Source organism: Parasphingorhabdus sp., assembly GCF_039939955.1.
Lineage (GTDB): Bacteria > Pseudomonadota > Alphaproteobacteria > Sphingomonadales > Sphingomonadaceae > Parasphingorhabdus.
On sequence record NZ_JBDVHS010000005.1, the window covers coordinates 759,660 to 774,901 of the forward strand.

Annotated in this window: 11 protein-coding genes; 9 read left to right on the top strand and 2 right to left on the bottom strand. The window is 52.8% G+C overall.

The window, feature by feature from the left end; translation table 11 throughout:
* The 6 genes from tsaE (at position 1) to trxA (ending at position 8,982) form a co-directional block, all read left to right on the top strand.
* Positions 1-447: a tRNA (adenosine(37)-N6)-threonylcarbamoyltransferase complex ATPase subunit type 1 TsaE gene (gene tsaE, locus ABJG22_RS08875; protein WP_348019873.1), complete on the top strand. Its 447-nt coding sequence runs from the start codon at positions 1-3 to the stop codon at positions 445-447.
* The gene (locus ABJG22_RS08880; protein WP_348019874.1) at positions 444-1,430 is read left to right on the top strand and encodes a phosphotransferase; all 987 of its coding nucleotides are present in this window, start codon (positions 444-446) and stop codon (positions 1,428-1,430) included. Before tsaE ends, ABJG22_RS08880 begins: the two co-directional genes overlap by 4 nt.
* Positions 1,427-2,143, top strand: a complete 717-nt coding sequence (locus ABJG22_RS08885; RefSeq protein WP_348019875.1) for a nucleotidyltransferase family protein — start codon at positions 1,427-1,429, stop codon at positions 2,141-2,143. Before ABJG22_RS08880 ends, ABJG22_RS08885 begins: the two co-directional genes overlap by 4 nt.
* Entirely contained in the window at positions 2,136-5,135 is a 3,000-nt protein-coding gene (gene addB, locus ABJG22_RS08890) for a double-strand break repair protein AddB (RefSeq protein WP_348019876.1), read from the top strand. The genes ABJG22_RS08885 and addB overlap by 8 nt, the downstream gene beginning before the upstream one ends.
* Complete coding sequence (gene addA, locus ABJG22_RS08895; protein ID WP_348019877.1) at positions 5,128-8,580, top strand: double-strand break repair helicase AddA; 3,453 nt, start codon at positions 5,128-5,130, stop codon at positions 8,578-8,580. The genes addB and addA overlap by 8 nt, the downstream gene beginning before the upstream one ends.
* 75 nt (positions 8,581-8,655) lie before the next feature.
* Positions 8,656-8,982, top strand: a complete 327-nt coding sequence (gene trxA, locus ABJG22_RS08900; RefSeq protein ID WP_348019878.1) for a thioredoxin TrxA — start codon at positions 8,656-8,658, stop codon at positions 8,980-8,982.
* On the opposite strand, the gene ABJG22_RS08905 is transcribed toward trxA, so the two are convergent.
* Together ABJG22_RS08905 and argJ are read right to left on the bottom strand one after the other, a co-directional pair.
* Positions 8,979-9,827: an inositol monophosphatase gene (locus tag ABJG22_RS08905; protein WP_348019879.1), complete on the bottom strand. Its 849-nt coding sequence runs from the start codon at positions 9,825-9,827 to the stop codon at positions 8,979-8,981. The genes trxA and ABJG22_RS08905 overlap by 4 nt on opposite strands.
* The gene (gene argJ / locus ABJG22_RS08910; protein WP_348019880.1) at positions 9,790-11,019 is read right to left on the bottom strand and encodes a bifunctional glutamate N-acetyltransferase/amino-acid acetyltransferase ArgJ; all 1,230 of its coding nucleotides are present in this window, start codon (positions 11,017-11,019) and stop codon (positions 9,790-9,792) included. Before argJ ends, ABJG22_RS08905 begins: the two co-directional genes overlap by 38 nt.
* Before the next feature lie 83 nt (positions 11,020-11,102).
* Between argJ and ABJG22_RS08915 the strand changes: the two genes are divergently transcribed.
* The 3 genes from ABJG22_RS08915 to ABJG22_RS08925 all read left to right on the top strand — a co-directional run bounded on the left by ABJG22_RS08915 (position 11,103) and on the right by ABJG22_RS08925 (position 15,052).
* On the top strand, positions 11,103-11,405 hold the full coding sequence (locus ABJG22_RS08915) for a hypothetical protein (RefSeq protein ID WP_348019881.1): 303 nt from the start codon (positions 11,103-11,105) through the stop codon (positions 11,403-11,405).
* Positions 11,406-11,510: 105 nt separating this feature from the next.
* A complete protein-coding gene (gene secA, locus ABJG22_RS08920; RefSeq protein ID WP_348019882.1) occupies positions 11,511-14,252 on the top strand; it encodes a preprotein translocase subunit SecA in 2,742 nt (913 codons plus the stop codon).
* A 32-nt stretch (positions 14,253-14,284) separates the two neighbouring features.
* Positions 14,285-15,052 (top strand): sulfite exporter TauE/SafE family protein, encoded by a 768-nt coding sequence (locus tag ABJG22_RS08925; RefSeq protein WP_348019883.1) that lies wholly within the window; start codon positions 14,285-14,287, stop codon positions 15,050-15,052.
* The last annotated feature ends 190 nt before the right edge of the window (positions 15,053-15,242 follow it).

Consider the following 15,242-nt stretch of genomic DNA (forward strand, 5'->3'; position numbering starts at 1 on the left):
ATGCTGCTTCTAGACGATGAGCAAGCGACATTGGCCATTGGCCGAAAATTGGGTTCCCAGTTGCGCGCAGGGGATAAGGTCGCATTGAGCGGGACGCTCGGCGCTGGCAAAACCACATTGGCCAGAGGGATATTGGAAGGGCAGGGCTATAGCGAAGAGGTGCCCAGTCCTACCTTCGCCATTGTTCAGCAATATGAACCACCGGAAACAAAGATTCCGATCGCTCATATTGATCTGTATAGAATTGAAGACCCAGAGGAAATTCATGAGCTTGGCCTCGAAGACACGCTGGTTGATGGTGCGATGGTCGTCGAGTGGCCGGACCGGATGCCGGACCGCTTCTGGGATGATGCGCTGAAGATTGAATTGGAAATAACAGAAGATGGCAATCGTCGGTTGACTTGGAGCACCGGGGCCGCTTGGAAAGAGCGATGGCCACAGACATGAAACCGCCTGTAGCAGCGGCAGACTTTTTGAAACAAAATGGGTGGGGCAATGCAGAGCTATTGCCAGTGGCGGGTGATGCATCTTTCCGCCGCTATTTCCGCGCCCAAGATGGTGATCGTCGCGCGATTTTAATGGATGCGCCGCCGCCGCACGAAGACCCTCGGCCGTTTATCGCTATTGCTGAATATCTAAAGAAATCGGGGTTTTCTGCGCCCGATATTTTCGCTCGCGATCTGTCCCACGGCTTGGTCCTCATCGAGGATTTTGGCGACCATAGAATGCGCGAGCATCTGGATGCCAACCCGGAGGACGAGGACGGCATCTATCGGCAGGTTATTGATCTGCTTCGGGAGCTGCACAGGACTCCGGTAGCTTCGCTACCCGCCTATGATGAAGCGCAATATATGCGGGAAGTGAATTTGCTGACCGAATGGTATTGCCCTGCACAAGAACTGGATGTTGAAACCGAGAGTTTTGAAGTGATCTGGAGGCAGATCTTGCAACCGGTAATCGAAGCGCAAAGCCCGCCGGTTACGGTTATGCGCGACTATCACGCCGAGAACATCATGCTGCTCGAAGATGGTCGGCTTGGTTTGCTGGATTTTCAAGATGCTCTGAGCGGCCACCCAGCCTATGATCTGGTATCGATGCTACAGGATGCACGGCGTGATGTATCCGATGCGCTGGAAACGAAAATGCTAGATTATTATCTGACGGACCATAACCAAGAAACGGCCGAAGAATTCCGCAGCCACTATGCGATATTGGGCGCGCAGAGGAACACAAAGATCATCGGTATTTTTACTCGGCTTTGTATGCGGGATGGCAAACAGCGCTATCTTGATTTCTTGCCCAGAATGTGGAGCTTGCTGGAAAAAGACCTGCGTCATCCCGCGCTCGCGCCGATAAGCAAATGGTTTGATCAGAATATTCCCGGCGACGTTCGAAATCGGCCCGTCCGGGTATCGGAAGAGAGTGAATGACCCAGGTCAAAACGGCGATGATCATGGCTGCAGGTTTAGGGACGCGTATGCGACCACTTACGGAAATGCGGCCAAAGCCATTGGTCGAAGTGAGCGGCAAAGCGATGATTGACCATTGCCTTGAGAAGCTGGTCGAAGCGGGCATTGAAAAGGCCATCATCAATGTGCATTATCTTGCGGACGCAATGGAAGCGCATCTTGCTGCCTCGCAATATCCGATCGAATTCCAGATTTCCGACGAGCGCCGTCAGTTGATGGAGACTGGCGGAGGATTAGTGCAAGCTGAGCCACTGATTGAAGAATCCAATTTCTTCTGCATCAACAGTGACAATCTCTGGACCGATGGCCCTACAAATAGCCTGCATCAATTGACCCAAATATGGGACGAAGACAAAATGGATGCGCTGTTGCTATTAATTCGACGGACATCGGCGCATAATTATCAGGGTTCGGGTGATTTTCATCTCGATGGGGAGAATCGGATTTCGCGACGACTTCCTGATCAACAGGCACCTTTGATCTATTCTGGCATTCAACTGATATCCAAACGCTTGCTGCGCGATGCACCTTCAGGGCCCTTTTCCACCAATATTTTTTGGGAACGAGCCATTGGGGAAGGTCGCCTGTTCGGGCTGGTTCATGAAGGCCAATGGTTTGAGGTCGGTTCGCCCGAAGCGATAGCACCGACAGAAGCTGCGTTGGCGAGTGTCTGACCGTCCTCAGCCTTCGGTTTATAATATTGCCGCACATGGCGGGTTTGCAGATGCGCTCGCACAAGGGCTGATTGACCGCTTCGCCAAGGATGCCTTTGGATTGGCGCGCGGCCTAGTCATATTGCCCAACAACCGTGCGCAGCGTGCGCTTCAGGAAGCTTTTGTTCGGTTAAGCGAAGACGGGTTGTTGCTACCTCAAATGGCGGTGATCGGTGATCTAGATTTGGATGAATCGATAGGTGTTGCTCTTGATTCCGGCGAGTTAGCTCTGGATATCCCGGCGGCAGTAGATCCGATGGATCGCATACTCACCCTAGCGCAGCTCATCCAGAAAGAAGTCGGTCGGCGCGAGGACGCTATTTTGGCGAAGGATGCGCTGCGGCTAGCGCGCGAATTTGCCCGGACGCTCGATCAGTTGAGCGTCGAAGAGATATCACTTTCTGACCTGCAGAAGACAAAACCGGAGAGTTTGGACCTTTCAAGCCACTGGCAGGATTCCTATCGATTTTTTCTGGTCATCGCCGAACAGTGGCAGAAACAACTGGGGCAATGGGCGCGGGTTGATCAAGTGGAGCGTCGGAACGCTCTGTTCGATCATATTGCAAAGACTTGGCGCAAGGCTCCGCCAGACCATTTTGTGGTCGCAGCAGGTATCACGACGGCTGCTCCGGCGATTGCCCGATTTTTGGAAACCATCGCGTTCATGTCTTCGGGGCTCGTGGTGTTACCGGACCTTGATTTGATCATGCCGGACGAGGAGTGGGACTTGCTGGGCCCCTTCCAACCGGACCCGGAAACCGGCCATACCCGGCGTGCTCAGGAAACGCATCCGCAATATCATATGAAGTTGCTGCTTGATCGGATGTCTATCGCGCGCGGTGAAATATTACGCTGGCCGCGGACGGGAGAGAGCGGAGCTGCGGCCAAGCGGAGTCGCGCGCTGAGCAATGCCTTCGCAATTCCGAAGCTGACCGTGCGCTGGCAAACATTGGCAAGCAATGAACGCAGTCTCGCGGGCGTGCAGACAGTGGAAGCACGCAACAGCGCTGAGGAAGCCCAGGTTGTGGCCCTTCTGGCGCGCGGAGCGCTGGAAGAGCCGGATCAGCGGATAGCGATCATCACGCCAGACCGCGCGCTGGCAATTCGGATTTCTGCCCATTTGAAACGTTGGGACATTCAGGTTGATGATACAGCCGGTCAACCATTGGCGAAATTACCGGAAGGTGTATTTTTTCTGAACCTACTAGCGTCGGCAGCGAACGGATTCCCCCCGGCTGAGTTTTTGGCCTTGCTCAAACATCCGCTGGTGCAGCGAGGTGAGGGCCGGCTTCAATGGCTTGACAAGGTGCGCAAGCTAGACCTCTTGCTTCGTGGTCCACGCCCGGCCCCTGGCTTGGCGGGTATTGACGCTCTGTTGGCCGGCGAAAATCGCCGCACGAAAAAACAACGCGACGCGATTGCTTCCTGGTGGGCGACCACACGCGCTATATTTGAAAATGTGGAAAGTCTCTTCACGTCGCAGTTGAATTGGGCGCAAGCGCTGGATCATTTGCGGCGCCTAGCAGAAGAACTGACAGATGGCGCAATTTGGGCCGGTCCAGCTGGCCGAGAACTGGCCGAATTGCTGACAAAGTTACAGGTTCGTGCCCAAATGGGACCAATCCGCATCGCGGGGAATGAATTGGCGGGCTATTTCGAGGCCCTAATGTCCGAAATATCGGTGCGCCCGCCATATGGTGGTCATCCGCGCATCGCGCTATACGGATTGCTTGAAGCGCGCCTGCAACAGTCGGATCTCGTGATTTGTTGTGGTTTGAATGAAGGCAGTTGGCCGCAAGCGATCACACCTGATCCGTGGCTTGCGCCAATGATCCGCAAATCGCTTGGCCTGCCCGCGCAAGAACGACAAATCGGTTTGTCAGCTCACGATTTGGTCGGTGCGATGGGTGCGAAAAAGGTCATTCTTTCTCGTGCGCAACGTGACGATGCCGGTCCGGCTATTGCCTCGCGCTTTTTGCTCCGTCTGAAGGGCATGTGCGGTGATAATCTGAAAGAACATCCGGGAGCACGATCTTGGATGTCCGCGATCGACCAACCTGAAGGCGAACCTACGCCCTATGCGCGCCCGGCACCGTTGCCGAGCAATGAGCAGCGGCATATTCCTATTTCGGTGACTCAGGTAGATAGCCTGATCGCCGACCCATATGCATTTTATGCAAAAAAGATCATGGGTTTTGCATCGCTGGACATGATCGACGCTGACCCGAGTGCGGCATGGCGAGGGACAATCATTCATGACATTCTCGATCAATGGGCCAAACAGGATGGTTATGAAACGACAGCACTCAAGAAAAGAGCGCAGGCGTTTCTCAATGATCCAAGTTTGCATCCGCTTATGCGAAGTCTCTGGGCTCCGCGTTTACTCGAGGGGCTTGCATGGATCGCTGATACATTGGCAGAAAGTGTCAAGAATGGTCGTGAACCGCTTGCTTCGGAAATATACGGGACAGCGGAGATTGCCGGTGTCGAACTGTCCGGTATCGGTGACCGTATCGACCGGATGCCGGATGGCGGGTTAGCGATAGTCGATTACAAGACTGGCGGTGCCCCCAGCAACAAGGCGGTGGTCGAAGGCTATAACCTTCAACTTGGTCTTCTGGCTGCTATCGCCGAACTGGGCGGTTTTAAGGACATCAAAGGACAGGCGGATGCCTTCGAATATTGGTCATTGGCCAAAAAGGGAGGCACCGATAGCTTCGGCTATATCCGTTCGCCTACAAAAGGACGTGGAGACAATATCATCGCAGCAGATGCGATGGTCGATCATGCTGTGGCGCGGTTCAACGAGGCCGCAGATCAATATATAATGGGTATGGAACCGATGACCGCCAAGCTGCATCCGGAATATGCCGTTTATGCAGATTACGATCAATTGATGCGGCTTGAAGAATGGTATGGGCGTTCGCCAATGGAGGCCGCAGACGATGAGTAGCGGCAAACCAAAAATCTTTCCGCTCAAAGATCGGCAAATTGATGCCGTCGAACCCGAGCACAACATCTGGCTTAGTGCATCTGCCGGCACGGGGAAGACTCAGGTTCTAACCGCGCGGGTGTTTCGCCTCCTGTTGACCAACAATGTTGATCCCGAGCATATCCTTTGCCTGACTTTCACCAAAGCAGGTGCCGCGGAAATGGCGGAGCGGATTAATCGCCAACTGGCGGCCTGGGTTCGGATGGATGATATCAAATTGGCCAGCGATCTTGCGGCAATTGGTGCTTCCACTGGGCCGGAAACCCGAGACCGTGCGCGGACGTTATTCGCCCGCGTCCTGGACGCGCAGGGCGGCGGCTTGCGCATCATGACGATCCATGGTTTTTGTCAATCCTTGCTCGCGTCTTTCCCGGAAGAGGCCGGCATCGCCTCGATGTTCAAGCCGATCGAGGCGCGTGATCAGAAAATATTGGCGCGAGAGGCGTTAGGTGATTTGCTGCTGGAAGAGGAACGGGCAGGGCGGCCGGATATTGTGCAAGCGATCCAGCATTTGAGCGTTCGAATGGGCGAGGAGGCGACCGAACAGTTTTTAATGGCATGTGCGGCGAAAGCGGATGCGATGGAGCATCTCGCAACTGGTGTGTTGCCTTTCGTTCGGGGACTGCTCGGCCTGCCGATCGATGGCGATGCAGCAACATGGCTAACGGAACGCTGTCATGATAGCGTGATCGATCGTCGCGCGATGGAGGTGATGCGCGATGCGATGGCGGAATTTGGCGGCAAGAAAGAGCAGGAACGCCAGTTAAAGATACGTCTCTGGCTGGGCCTCAATCCAGAAGAGCGCGCCACTGCTTTGCCCGATGTGCATCTCGCCTGGGCCACTAAAACCACTGGTATGCCCCCCAAACCAACTAAGGCGCTCCTAAAGGCCTTGCCGGACTATGATTTTATTGCCGGATCGTTGCTCGAATGGAGTAACGGCCTGCTCGAAAAAGCGGTTTTGTTCGAATATGCCGAACTGTTCGCTGGCGCGCTGGAAGCCGGCCGCGCTTTCTATCACCGTTATGCAGACGCCAAAAAATTGCACGGTGTCGTAGATTTCGACGATATGATCCGGATGACGGCGAGCCTTCTGCAAAAAAGCGATATGGCAGCTTGGATTCGCTACAAACTAGATCAACGGACGGATCATATATTGATCGACGAAGCGCAGGATACCAATCTTGCGCAATGGGAAATCGTGCGCGCGCTGGCTGGTGAGTTTTTTGCAGGCATGGGTGTCGACCCAGAACGGCACAGAACATTGTTTACCGTTGGCGATTTTAAGCAGGCGATATTTGGCTTTCAGGGAACCAGTCCCCATAATTACGCTAATGCTAGAACTGAATTTTTTGGACTGGCCGAGGCATCGGAACAGTCGTTTGGGGATTTGTCGCTGGACCGCAGTTTCCGTTCGACACCGCCCATTTTGAAGGTTGTCGATGCGACGCTTGAACAGCTTGGTCATGAGCAGCTGGGGCTCGATCAGAAAGTTCCCGAGCATCGCAGCAACTATCTGGACGCCAGCGGCAGTGTGACGCTGTGGAAACCGATTGCCAATCGGAGCGATGGGGACGAGGAGGATGAGGAATCTTGGGCCAGCGAGGAAAAGCGCGTTTTCGCGCAGCAGCTTGCGGTACAGATTAAACAATGGCTGTCGCCGGAGAATCCACTCTGGCTCGACCGCGAGAACCGGGCGCTGCAACCCAAGGATATATTGATATTGGTGAGCAAACGCGATGAGTTGAGCGCTCTTATCGTCGCACGACTGTTTGCCGAGAATGTTCCGGTCGCCGGAATTGACCGCATTCGACTGAACCAACCACTGGTTGTGCAGGATTTGCTCGCGGCCGTTCGCTTCGTCCTCCAACCGAATGACGACCTCAATCTCGCCAGCCTCCTGGTTTCCCCGCTACTCGGCTGGACGCAGGAGGATTTGCTGGCTCGTGGTCATCGCGGCAAGGATAATGCTGAGAAAAGCCTCTGGGAATTTTTGCGCAGGCAGGATGGCTTGGCCGATCACATAAAACCGTTGATGCAATTGTTGACGATCGCCGATTTCAATACGCCTTATCAGTTTTTTGAGACAATATTATCCGGACCGATGCAGGGCAGGCGCAAATTATTATCGCGCCTTAGCCATGCGGCTGTGGACCCGCTCGACGAGTTATTAGCGACGGCATTGGCTTTTGAGCGGGATCATATCCCGACACTTCAGGGGTTTCTCGACTGGTTCGATCGGGGAGATGTTGAAATTAAGCGCGAGCAGGTTGAGGGCGGCAATGAGGTGCGTTTGATGACCGTGCATGGTGCAAAAGGATTGCAGGCACCTTTGGTGATTCTGGCCAATGCGACATTCGATCCTGCGAGCAAGAAAAGCGGTGGCTTTTCGATAAAGCTTGGCGAGGGGTCCGATCTGGAGCTCGAATATCCCGTTGTACCGGTCCGCAAGTCGGAGCGTGTGGGTATCTTGGCGGAACATGCTGCTTATGCTGACAAAGTCGCAATGGAAGAACATTGGCGGTTGTTATATGTTGCTATGACCCGGGCGGAAGAACATCTTGTTGTTGCCGGAGTTCTAGGACCTAGGGCCAAAGGTGAAGTGCCTGAACAGAGTTGGTTTGGTGCGATGGAACGCGGACTGATAGCTCTGGGAAGTGACTGGCGGGAAGACCCGGACTGGTTTGCGGTTCGCGAATATCGCACCGAAAGTCGAGACAGGCCCGCTATATCTTCTGCCATTGATCGCGACATTGATCAGCATACCAGCGAAACGCAACTGCCGAATTGGCTTTTCCGGTCGGCACCGGAAGAATCGCGCCCGCCACGACCCTTGACGCCTTCACATCTCGGCCCTGATGATGCCAGCAATCCACCGCCAGACCTGACGATGCGCGATGCCGCAGAACGTGGCATATTGCTGCACAGTCTGTTCCAGCGTTTGCCGAATATTGATCCGAAACGCAGAATCGATGTCGCCGACCGATGGCTGACTAAGCAAAAACAAATAGCAGATTCTTCTAGACGTAAGGAAATTATCGATACGGCTCTGGCGGTGATGGGCAACCCGACATGGGACGCCTTGTTCGCGCCGGAGAGCTTAGCAGAAGCGTCGGTTGCCGCGGTTGTCGGCGAACATGTCATATCAGGAACAGTGGACCGATTATTGGTCACCGATGATCATATTTACGTTGTAGACTTTAAAACGGGCCGCAGGGTTCCTGACCGTGCTGAGGAAGTTCCTGTTGCTTATCTGCGCCAAATGGCTGCCTATGTCGCAGCACTCGAAAAGATATTCCCGGGACGCCCGATCAAGGCGGGGCTGCTCTATTCGCACGGCCCTGAAATGCTTGAACTTTCGGCTGATCTGGTCGAGCGGCACAAGCCGGGCTTTGAGCCGACATGAAAATCCTTTCCGGTACTGCGCTTGAGCACAGGCCGAACCGTCCCTAAATGATACTTAAACAAGTGGAGATTCGTTATGGCTACCAAAGCAATTACTGATGCAAGTTTTGAAGGCGATGTCCTCAAAGCTGACGGTCCGGTTCTGGTTGATTTCTGGGCAGAATGGTGCGGTCCGTGCAAAATGATCGGCCCCGCGCTGGAAGAGATTAGCGATGAAATGGGCGGTCAGGTAACAATTGCCAAGCTCAACATTGATGACAGTCCGGACGCGCCGGCGAAATATGGCGTGCGCGGTATTCCGACAATGATCCTGTTTAACAATGGTGAGCCGGTTGAAACTAAGGTCGGCGCAGCACCGAAAAGCCAGCTCAAGTCTTGGTTGGAAAGCTCGCTTCCCGCCTAATTCCGGAAAATATCCCCAAGCCGCTCGGCTGCTTCGTCCCAGAGTTCTGGTGACGCGGCGCCGAGTAGCCCTTTTTTGCGGTCAGCGGGGCGATATTCAGAGCCGTCCCAACGGGCGCATTTTCCGCCAGCTTCGTTGAGAAACAATATTCCAGCTGCATGATCCCAAGGGAGTGTGCGTTCAAATACCGATATATGGTTCGTACCTAGTGCCAATCGGGGATATTGTTCCGCGGCGCAACGCGGGATGTCGACTATGTTATAAAAGGGCGTTGCTGCGTTTAGTAGCGTTTCTCTTTGCTCGTTCGTCATGAATCCAGTGGCCAGAGCCGCTACCGGTGTTTCTGGATGTTTCGCAGACACGATAGTTTTTTTGCCATTGATAAAGGCTCCACCGTCTTTGACGGCATGGCAGACGCGCTTGCTGAGCGGATCATAGAGCCAGCCTGCCACGGTTTCATTTGCCTCTGCCAAGGCGATGATGATCCCGAAGGGAGCTTGACCAGCAGCGTAATTGCCGGTGCCGTCGATCGGATCGATGATCCAAACCTGACTATCGTTCAATTGCTCCAGAACCGCCGGGTCCGCAGCAACAGCCTCTTCGCCAACAATTTTGGATTCCGGCAGCAGCCTTAGCAGTGCCTGTTCAATAAATTCTTCGCTGAGCTTATCGGCAACCGTTACCAGATCGCCAGGTGTTTTCTCTTCAATCTGATCGGACTGGAGATTCTGATAATGGGGTAGCAGGATATCCCGTGAGGCTTGTTCCAGAATGTCGAGGACTGGCTGGTAGAGCGAATGCATCCGCCTAACTTCGATAATCGGCGTTGATCGAGATATATCCATGGGTCAGATCACAGGTCCAGACCGTCGCACGTCCTTTGCCCAAACCAATATCGACGGCTATGTCGATCTCACTGCCTTTGAGGTGAGCGGTGACTGGTGATTCATCATAATCCGACACCACAACACCGTTACGTGCCACGGTAACGCCACCAAAGCCAATAGAGAGACTGTCGCGATCCGCCGGTTCTCCTGCTTTACCAACTGCCATGACGATCCGGCCCCAATTGGCATCTTCACCTGCGATTGCGGTTTTGACGAGGGGGGAATTGGCGATTGAGAGGGCAATGCGTTTGGCGCTATCGTCGCTTTCAGCTCCGGTGACTGCGATTTCGATAAACTTGCTCGCGCCTTCGCCATCGCGGACCACGAGATGGGCCATTTGCATACACAGATCATTAAGAGCGGCTTGAAAGGCATCTGCGCCATCATCATCGAATGATGCCAGGGCAGGGGCTGTGTTCTGTCCTGTGGCAAAGGCAAGTACGGTATCGCTGGTCGATGTGTCGCTATCGACGGTGATGCAATTGAAGCTACCTGCCGTTGCCGCACTCAACATATTTTGCAGAAAGCCGAACTCGATTGTTGCATCGGTGAAAATATAGCCAAGCATTGTTGCCATGTCGGGGGCAATCATGCCGGAACCCTTGATAATCCCGTTGAGGTGAACTGTTTGGCCACCAATGATCGCGCTTGTTGTCGCTATCTTTGGAAAAGTATCCGTCGTCATGATGGTCGCTGCGGCATCTTCCCAGTCGCATGGCTCTGCGGTGAATGCCGCTTTCAGTCCTGCCTCAGCCTTGTCCTTAGGCAAGGGAACTCCGATCACGCCTGTCGACGAAACGAATATTTCTTCTTCACGACAATTGAGATGCTGGCTGGCGAGCGATAAAATCCGTTGGACCGCTTCCATGCCGCGGGCGCCGGTAAAGGCATTGGCATTGCCAGCGTTCACTATCAGCCCGCGCGCACTTCCGGTTTGGAGAGCCTTGCGGCACCATTCGACTTCGGTGGAAGGACATTTGCTTTGCGTCAGTACCCCGGCGACCGATGTTCCCGCATTCAATTCTACGAAGGTTAGATCGCAGCGATCCCAGTCCTTATATTGTGCACGGGCTATGCGACAGGTGACGCCCGCGATATCGGGTAATGTTGGGGTTTGTGCTGGGGCCAGAGGCGAAAGATTGTCCGACACTTAACTTGCCTTTATCCAATGTTTTGATAGAACGCGCTGATACTGACGAGGCCTTGTCCATGAACGCATATATTGCAAGTTTTATGTTACTGCTATTCAACGCCGTCGGCTTGGCCGTGCCCGCGTCTGCAGCGGCAGAAGAACGTGTCATACCCGAATTGGGAAGTGCTGCAAACCTATCGGAAGCTTCTACTGTAGATCAATCGGCGGTTGTTGATCCAGCGATATCGGGGGCATTGGACCATCAGCCCGGCGATATGTGGGAAGGTTTGATTTCTGCGCCTTTGGCCGCATATGAGACTGATCAAAATGAAACAGTCTGGGCTCTCGTTACGATCAATTCTGAATCCGGCGATAAGCTGGAGCATGAAGAAGGCGCACCTTAGCGCCATTCCGTGCCTTGCCACTATTGAATGGCAAGAAATCTATCCTAAATTCATCCTATTATCGGCTTTTACTGGCCGAAAAATATCTACAAATTGGAAAATGTCATGTTCGGCGGTTTAGCCAAATCTCTCTTCGGGTCAGCCAATGACCGTTACGTAAAATCTATGCAAAAAGTGGTCGATGCCGTCAACGCATTCGAACCAGAAATCGAACCGCTTTCTGATGAAGAACTGGCGGCGAAAACACCATATTTTAAAGAACGCGTGGCCGGTGGTGAATCGTTGGATGACATTTTGCCGGAAGCTTTCGCGGTGGTCCGGGAAGCAGCAAAACGAACATTGGGTCAGCGCCATTATGATGTGCAGCTGATTGGCGGCATCGTGCTGCATCGCGGCGAAATTGCCGAAATGCGCACCGGTGAAGGTAAAACGCTGGTGGCGACCTTGGCTTGTTATCTGAACGCGATTGAAGGCAAGGGCGTGCACGTCGTTACCGTCAATGACTATCTAGCCAGCCGTGATGCGGAATGGATGAGTCAAGTATATAACTTCCTTGGTTTGGAAGTTGGTGTGATCGTACCGAATCTGGCAGAAGATAAGCGCCGCGCTGCCTATGCTGCTGATATCACCTACGGTACTAACAATGAATTTGGCTTTGATTATCTGCGCGATAATATGAAGCATGAACGTGCCCAGATGGTCCAAAGGCCGTTCAACTTCGCTATTGTTGACGAGGTGGATTCGATTTTGATCGACGAAGCTCGGACGCCGTTGATCATATCGGGGCCAACTGACGACAAGTCTGATCTCTATTTGTCGGTCAACGCCGTGGTTCAGGACATTACCGAAGAAGATTATGAAAAAGACGAGAAATCTAAGAATATTTCCCTGACCGAAGAGGGAACAGAAAAAGCAGAGCGTTTGCTTGAAAAGGCAGGTCTTCTGGTTGGCGACAATCTGTATGATTTCGAAAATACTCAGGTTGTCCACCATTTGAATCAGGCGTTGACGGCCAACGTCATGCGCAAACGGGACACCGATTATATCGTCAAGGATGGCAAAGTTGTCATCATCGACGAGTTTACGGGCCGGATGATGGACGGGCGGCGTTGGTCCAATGGTTTGCATCAGGCTGTCGAGGCCAAGGAAGGCGTACAGATTGAGCCAGAAAACCAGACGATGGCGTCGATCACGTTCCAGAACTATTTCCGAATGTATCCAAAATTGTCCGGCATGACCGGTACTGCGGAGACGGAAGCGGCCGAATTCTTCGAAATCTACAAGATGAATGTCGTAACCATTCCGACCAACAAACCTGTGTTGCGGATCGATGAGAATGATGAATTCTACAAGAACACGCTGGATAAATTTGCTGCGATTGCAAAAACCGTCAAAGAACATAGCGAAAAGGGGCAACCTGTATTGGTCGGTACCGTTTCGATTGAAAAGTCCGAGCTGCTCTCAGACTTCCTCAACAAGGAAAAGGTCCCGCATAACGTCCTGAATGCTCGATTCCACGAACAGGAAGCGCATATAGTGGCGCAGGCCGGCTCTCCTGGAGCAGTGACCATCGCCACCAATATGGCAGGCCGTGGTACGGATATTCAATTGGGCGGGAATATAGATTTTCGGATTGAAGAAGAGCTTGGCGAAATGGAAGCCGGTCCAAAAAGGGACAAGGCCGTTGCCAAGATTGAAGAAGAAGTTCGTGAACTGCGTGAGCGAGTGAGAGACGCAGGCGGTCTGTTTGTTCTTGGTACCGAACGTCATGAGAGTCGCCGGATTGACAACCAGCTGCGTGGGCGTTCTGGGCGGCAAGGAGATCCGGGATTAAGTCGTTTTTATCTTTGTCTCGAAGACGATCTTTTACGGATATTCGGCACCGAGACAATGTTCGCAAAGATGATGAACAAAAATCTCGAAGATGGTGAAGCCATTGGCGGGAAATGGTTGTCCAAGGCCATCGAAACGGCGCAGAAAAAAGTCGAAGCCCGCAACTATGAAGCGCGGAAGCAGGTCGTTGAATATGATGATGTGATGAACGATCAGCGCAAGGTGATCTATGAACAACGCGCTGAAATCATGGATGCTGAAACCGTTGGTGATGTTGTCGAAGACATGCGACATGAAACGGTCAATGCGATGGTCACAGACGCTTGCCCGCCTGGAAGCTACCCGGAGCAATGGGACATAGAAGGCCTTAAGACACGGGTTAGCGAGGTACTCAACCTTACTCCAGATATTGATGCTTGGATGAAAGAAGATGCGCTGGAGCCGGAGATTATCGAAACGCGCATTGCTGAAATGGCAGATGCAGACTTTGCGACGAAAAAAGCGCAAGTGGACGGCGAAAAACTCGGCGTGTGGGAGGATATTGAGAAATCTATCCTGCTTGAATTGCTCGACCACCATTGGAAAGAACATCTCGCGACGTTGGATGCTCTCCGACAAGTTGTGTTTTTGCGTGCCTATGCTCAGAAAAAACCACTGGATGAATATAAGCAGGAGGCCTTTGGCCTGTTCGAGCGTATGCTGGAAATTATCCGTGAGGGCGTAACAAAAACCATTGCGATCAGCCAGTTTCATAAGCAGGAAGAAATCACGGTACCGGAACTGCCGGAACTTCCGGATTTCTTGACGACGCATATCGATCCGTTGACCGGTGAAGACAATAGCAATGATATTGATGGGGGAACGCGTGGAACAGTGTCCTCGTCTTTGCCGCCACGACAATCCGGACAGCTGAATAATCCCGCCGATCCTTTTGATGGCAGTAAAGTCAGTAGAAATGCACCATGCCCGTGCGGTTCGGGTCGCAAATACAAACATTGCCACGGAAAATATTGACCTGACTTTCGTGCGGCCGGAGGGAAACTGAGATGGTTTTCGGGATAGTCGGTCTGGCAATATTATTCATGGCGACAGCTGCGCTCTACGCCAGCGTCGGATTTGGTGGTGGATCCACTTATATTGCATTGTTGGCGCTCGCAGCGACTAACTATCAGCTGCTGCCGATCGTTGCGTTGCTGTGCAATATTGTCGTTGTTACGGGTGGTGTTCTGCGGTTCCAGTCGCGCGGATTGATAGATTGGAGCAAAATTTGGCCGATTTTGTTGCTATCCGTTCCGGCTGCATGGCTAGGCGGGCGCGTGATGGTCGCTCAAGACAGTTTTATGTTGCTGCTCGGTCTATCGCTAGTGGTGGCCGGATTGTTGCTGATAATCGAGCCAATGATAAATTCAAAAGACGTGAATGCTCGCGCAGGGAAATGGGCTGGGCATCGGCTGTTTGCGCCTATCGCTGGCACTGGCATCGGCTTTCTTTCGGGGGTTGTTGGAATCGGAGGCGGAATTTTTCTTGCGCCGATCCTGCTCCTGACACGTTGGGCCGATGGCCGCCGCGTTGCTGCGACAGCGAGTGTGTTCATTTTGGTCAATTCGATCGCCGGCCTGAGCGGACAGGTGATGAAATCGGGTTTGGATATTGGTGAAGAAGCTATTTTTGCTTATTGGCCGCTATTAGTGAGCGTCCTGATTGGTGGGCAGATGGGCAGCCACCTAGCCAGCAAAGCGTTGCCGGAGATATGGATCAGGCGCTTGACGGCACTGTTGATTCTCTATGTTGCGGTTCGACTTCTATGGGTTTGATCGTGGCGAAGCATCGTGTTCTTCCGTGGTAAATGTACCAGACACTAAAAATAAGAGACTTTCGTATATTCTGGTCTCGAAGAAAATAATTTAACAAATATTTTAGTAATCTAGTATATCATAGTACGATGTCCGAAAATCCCGGCTTTCATATCCAAACCGCCATTATATTTGCAACTTTTGCTCTGGT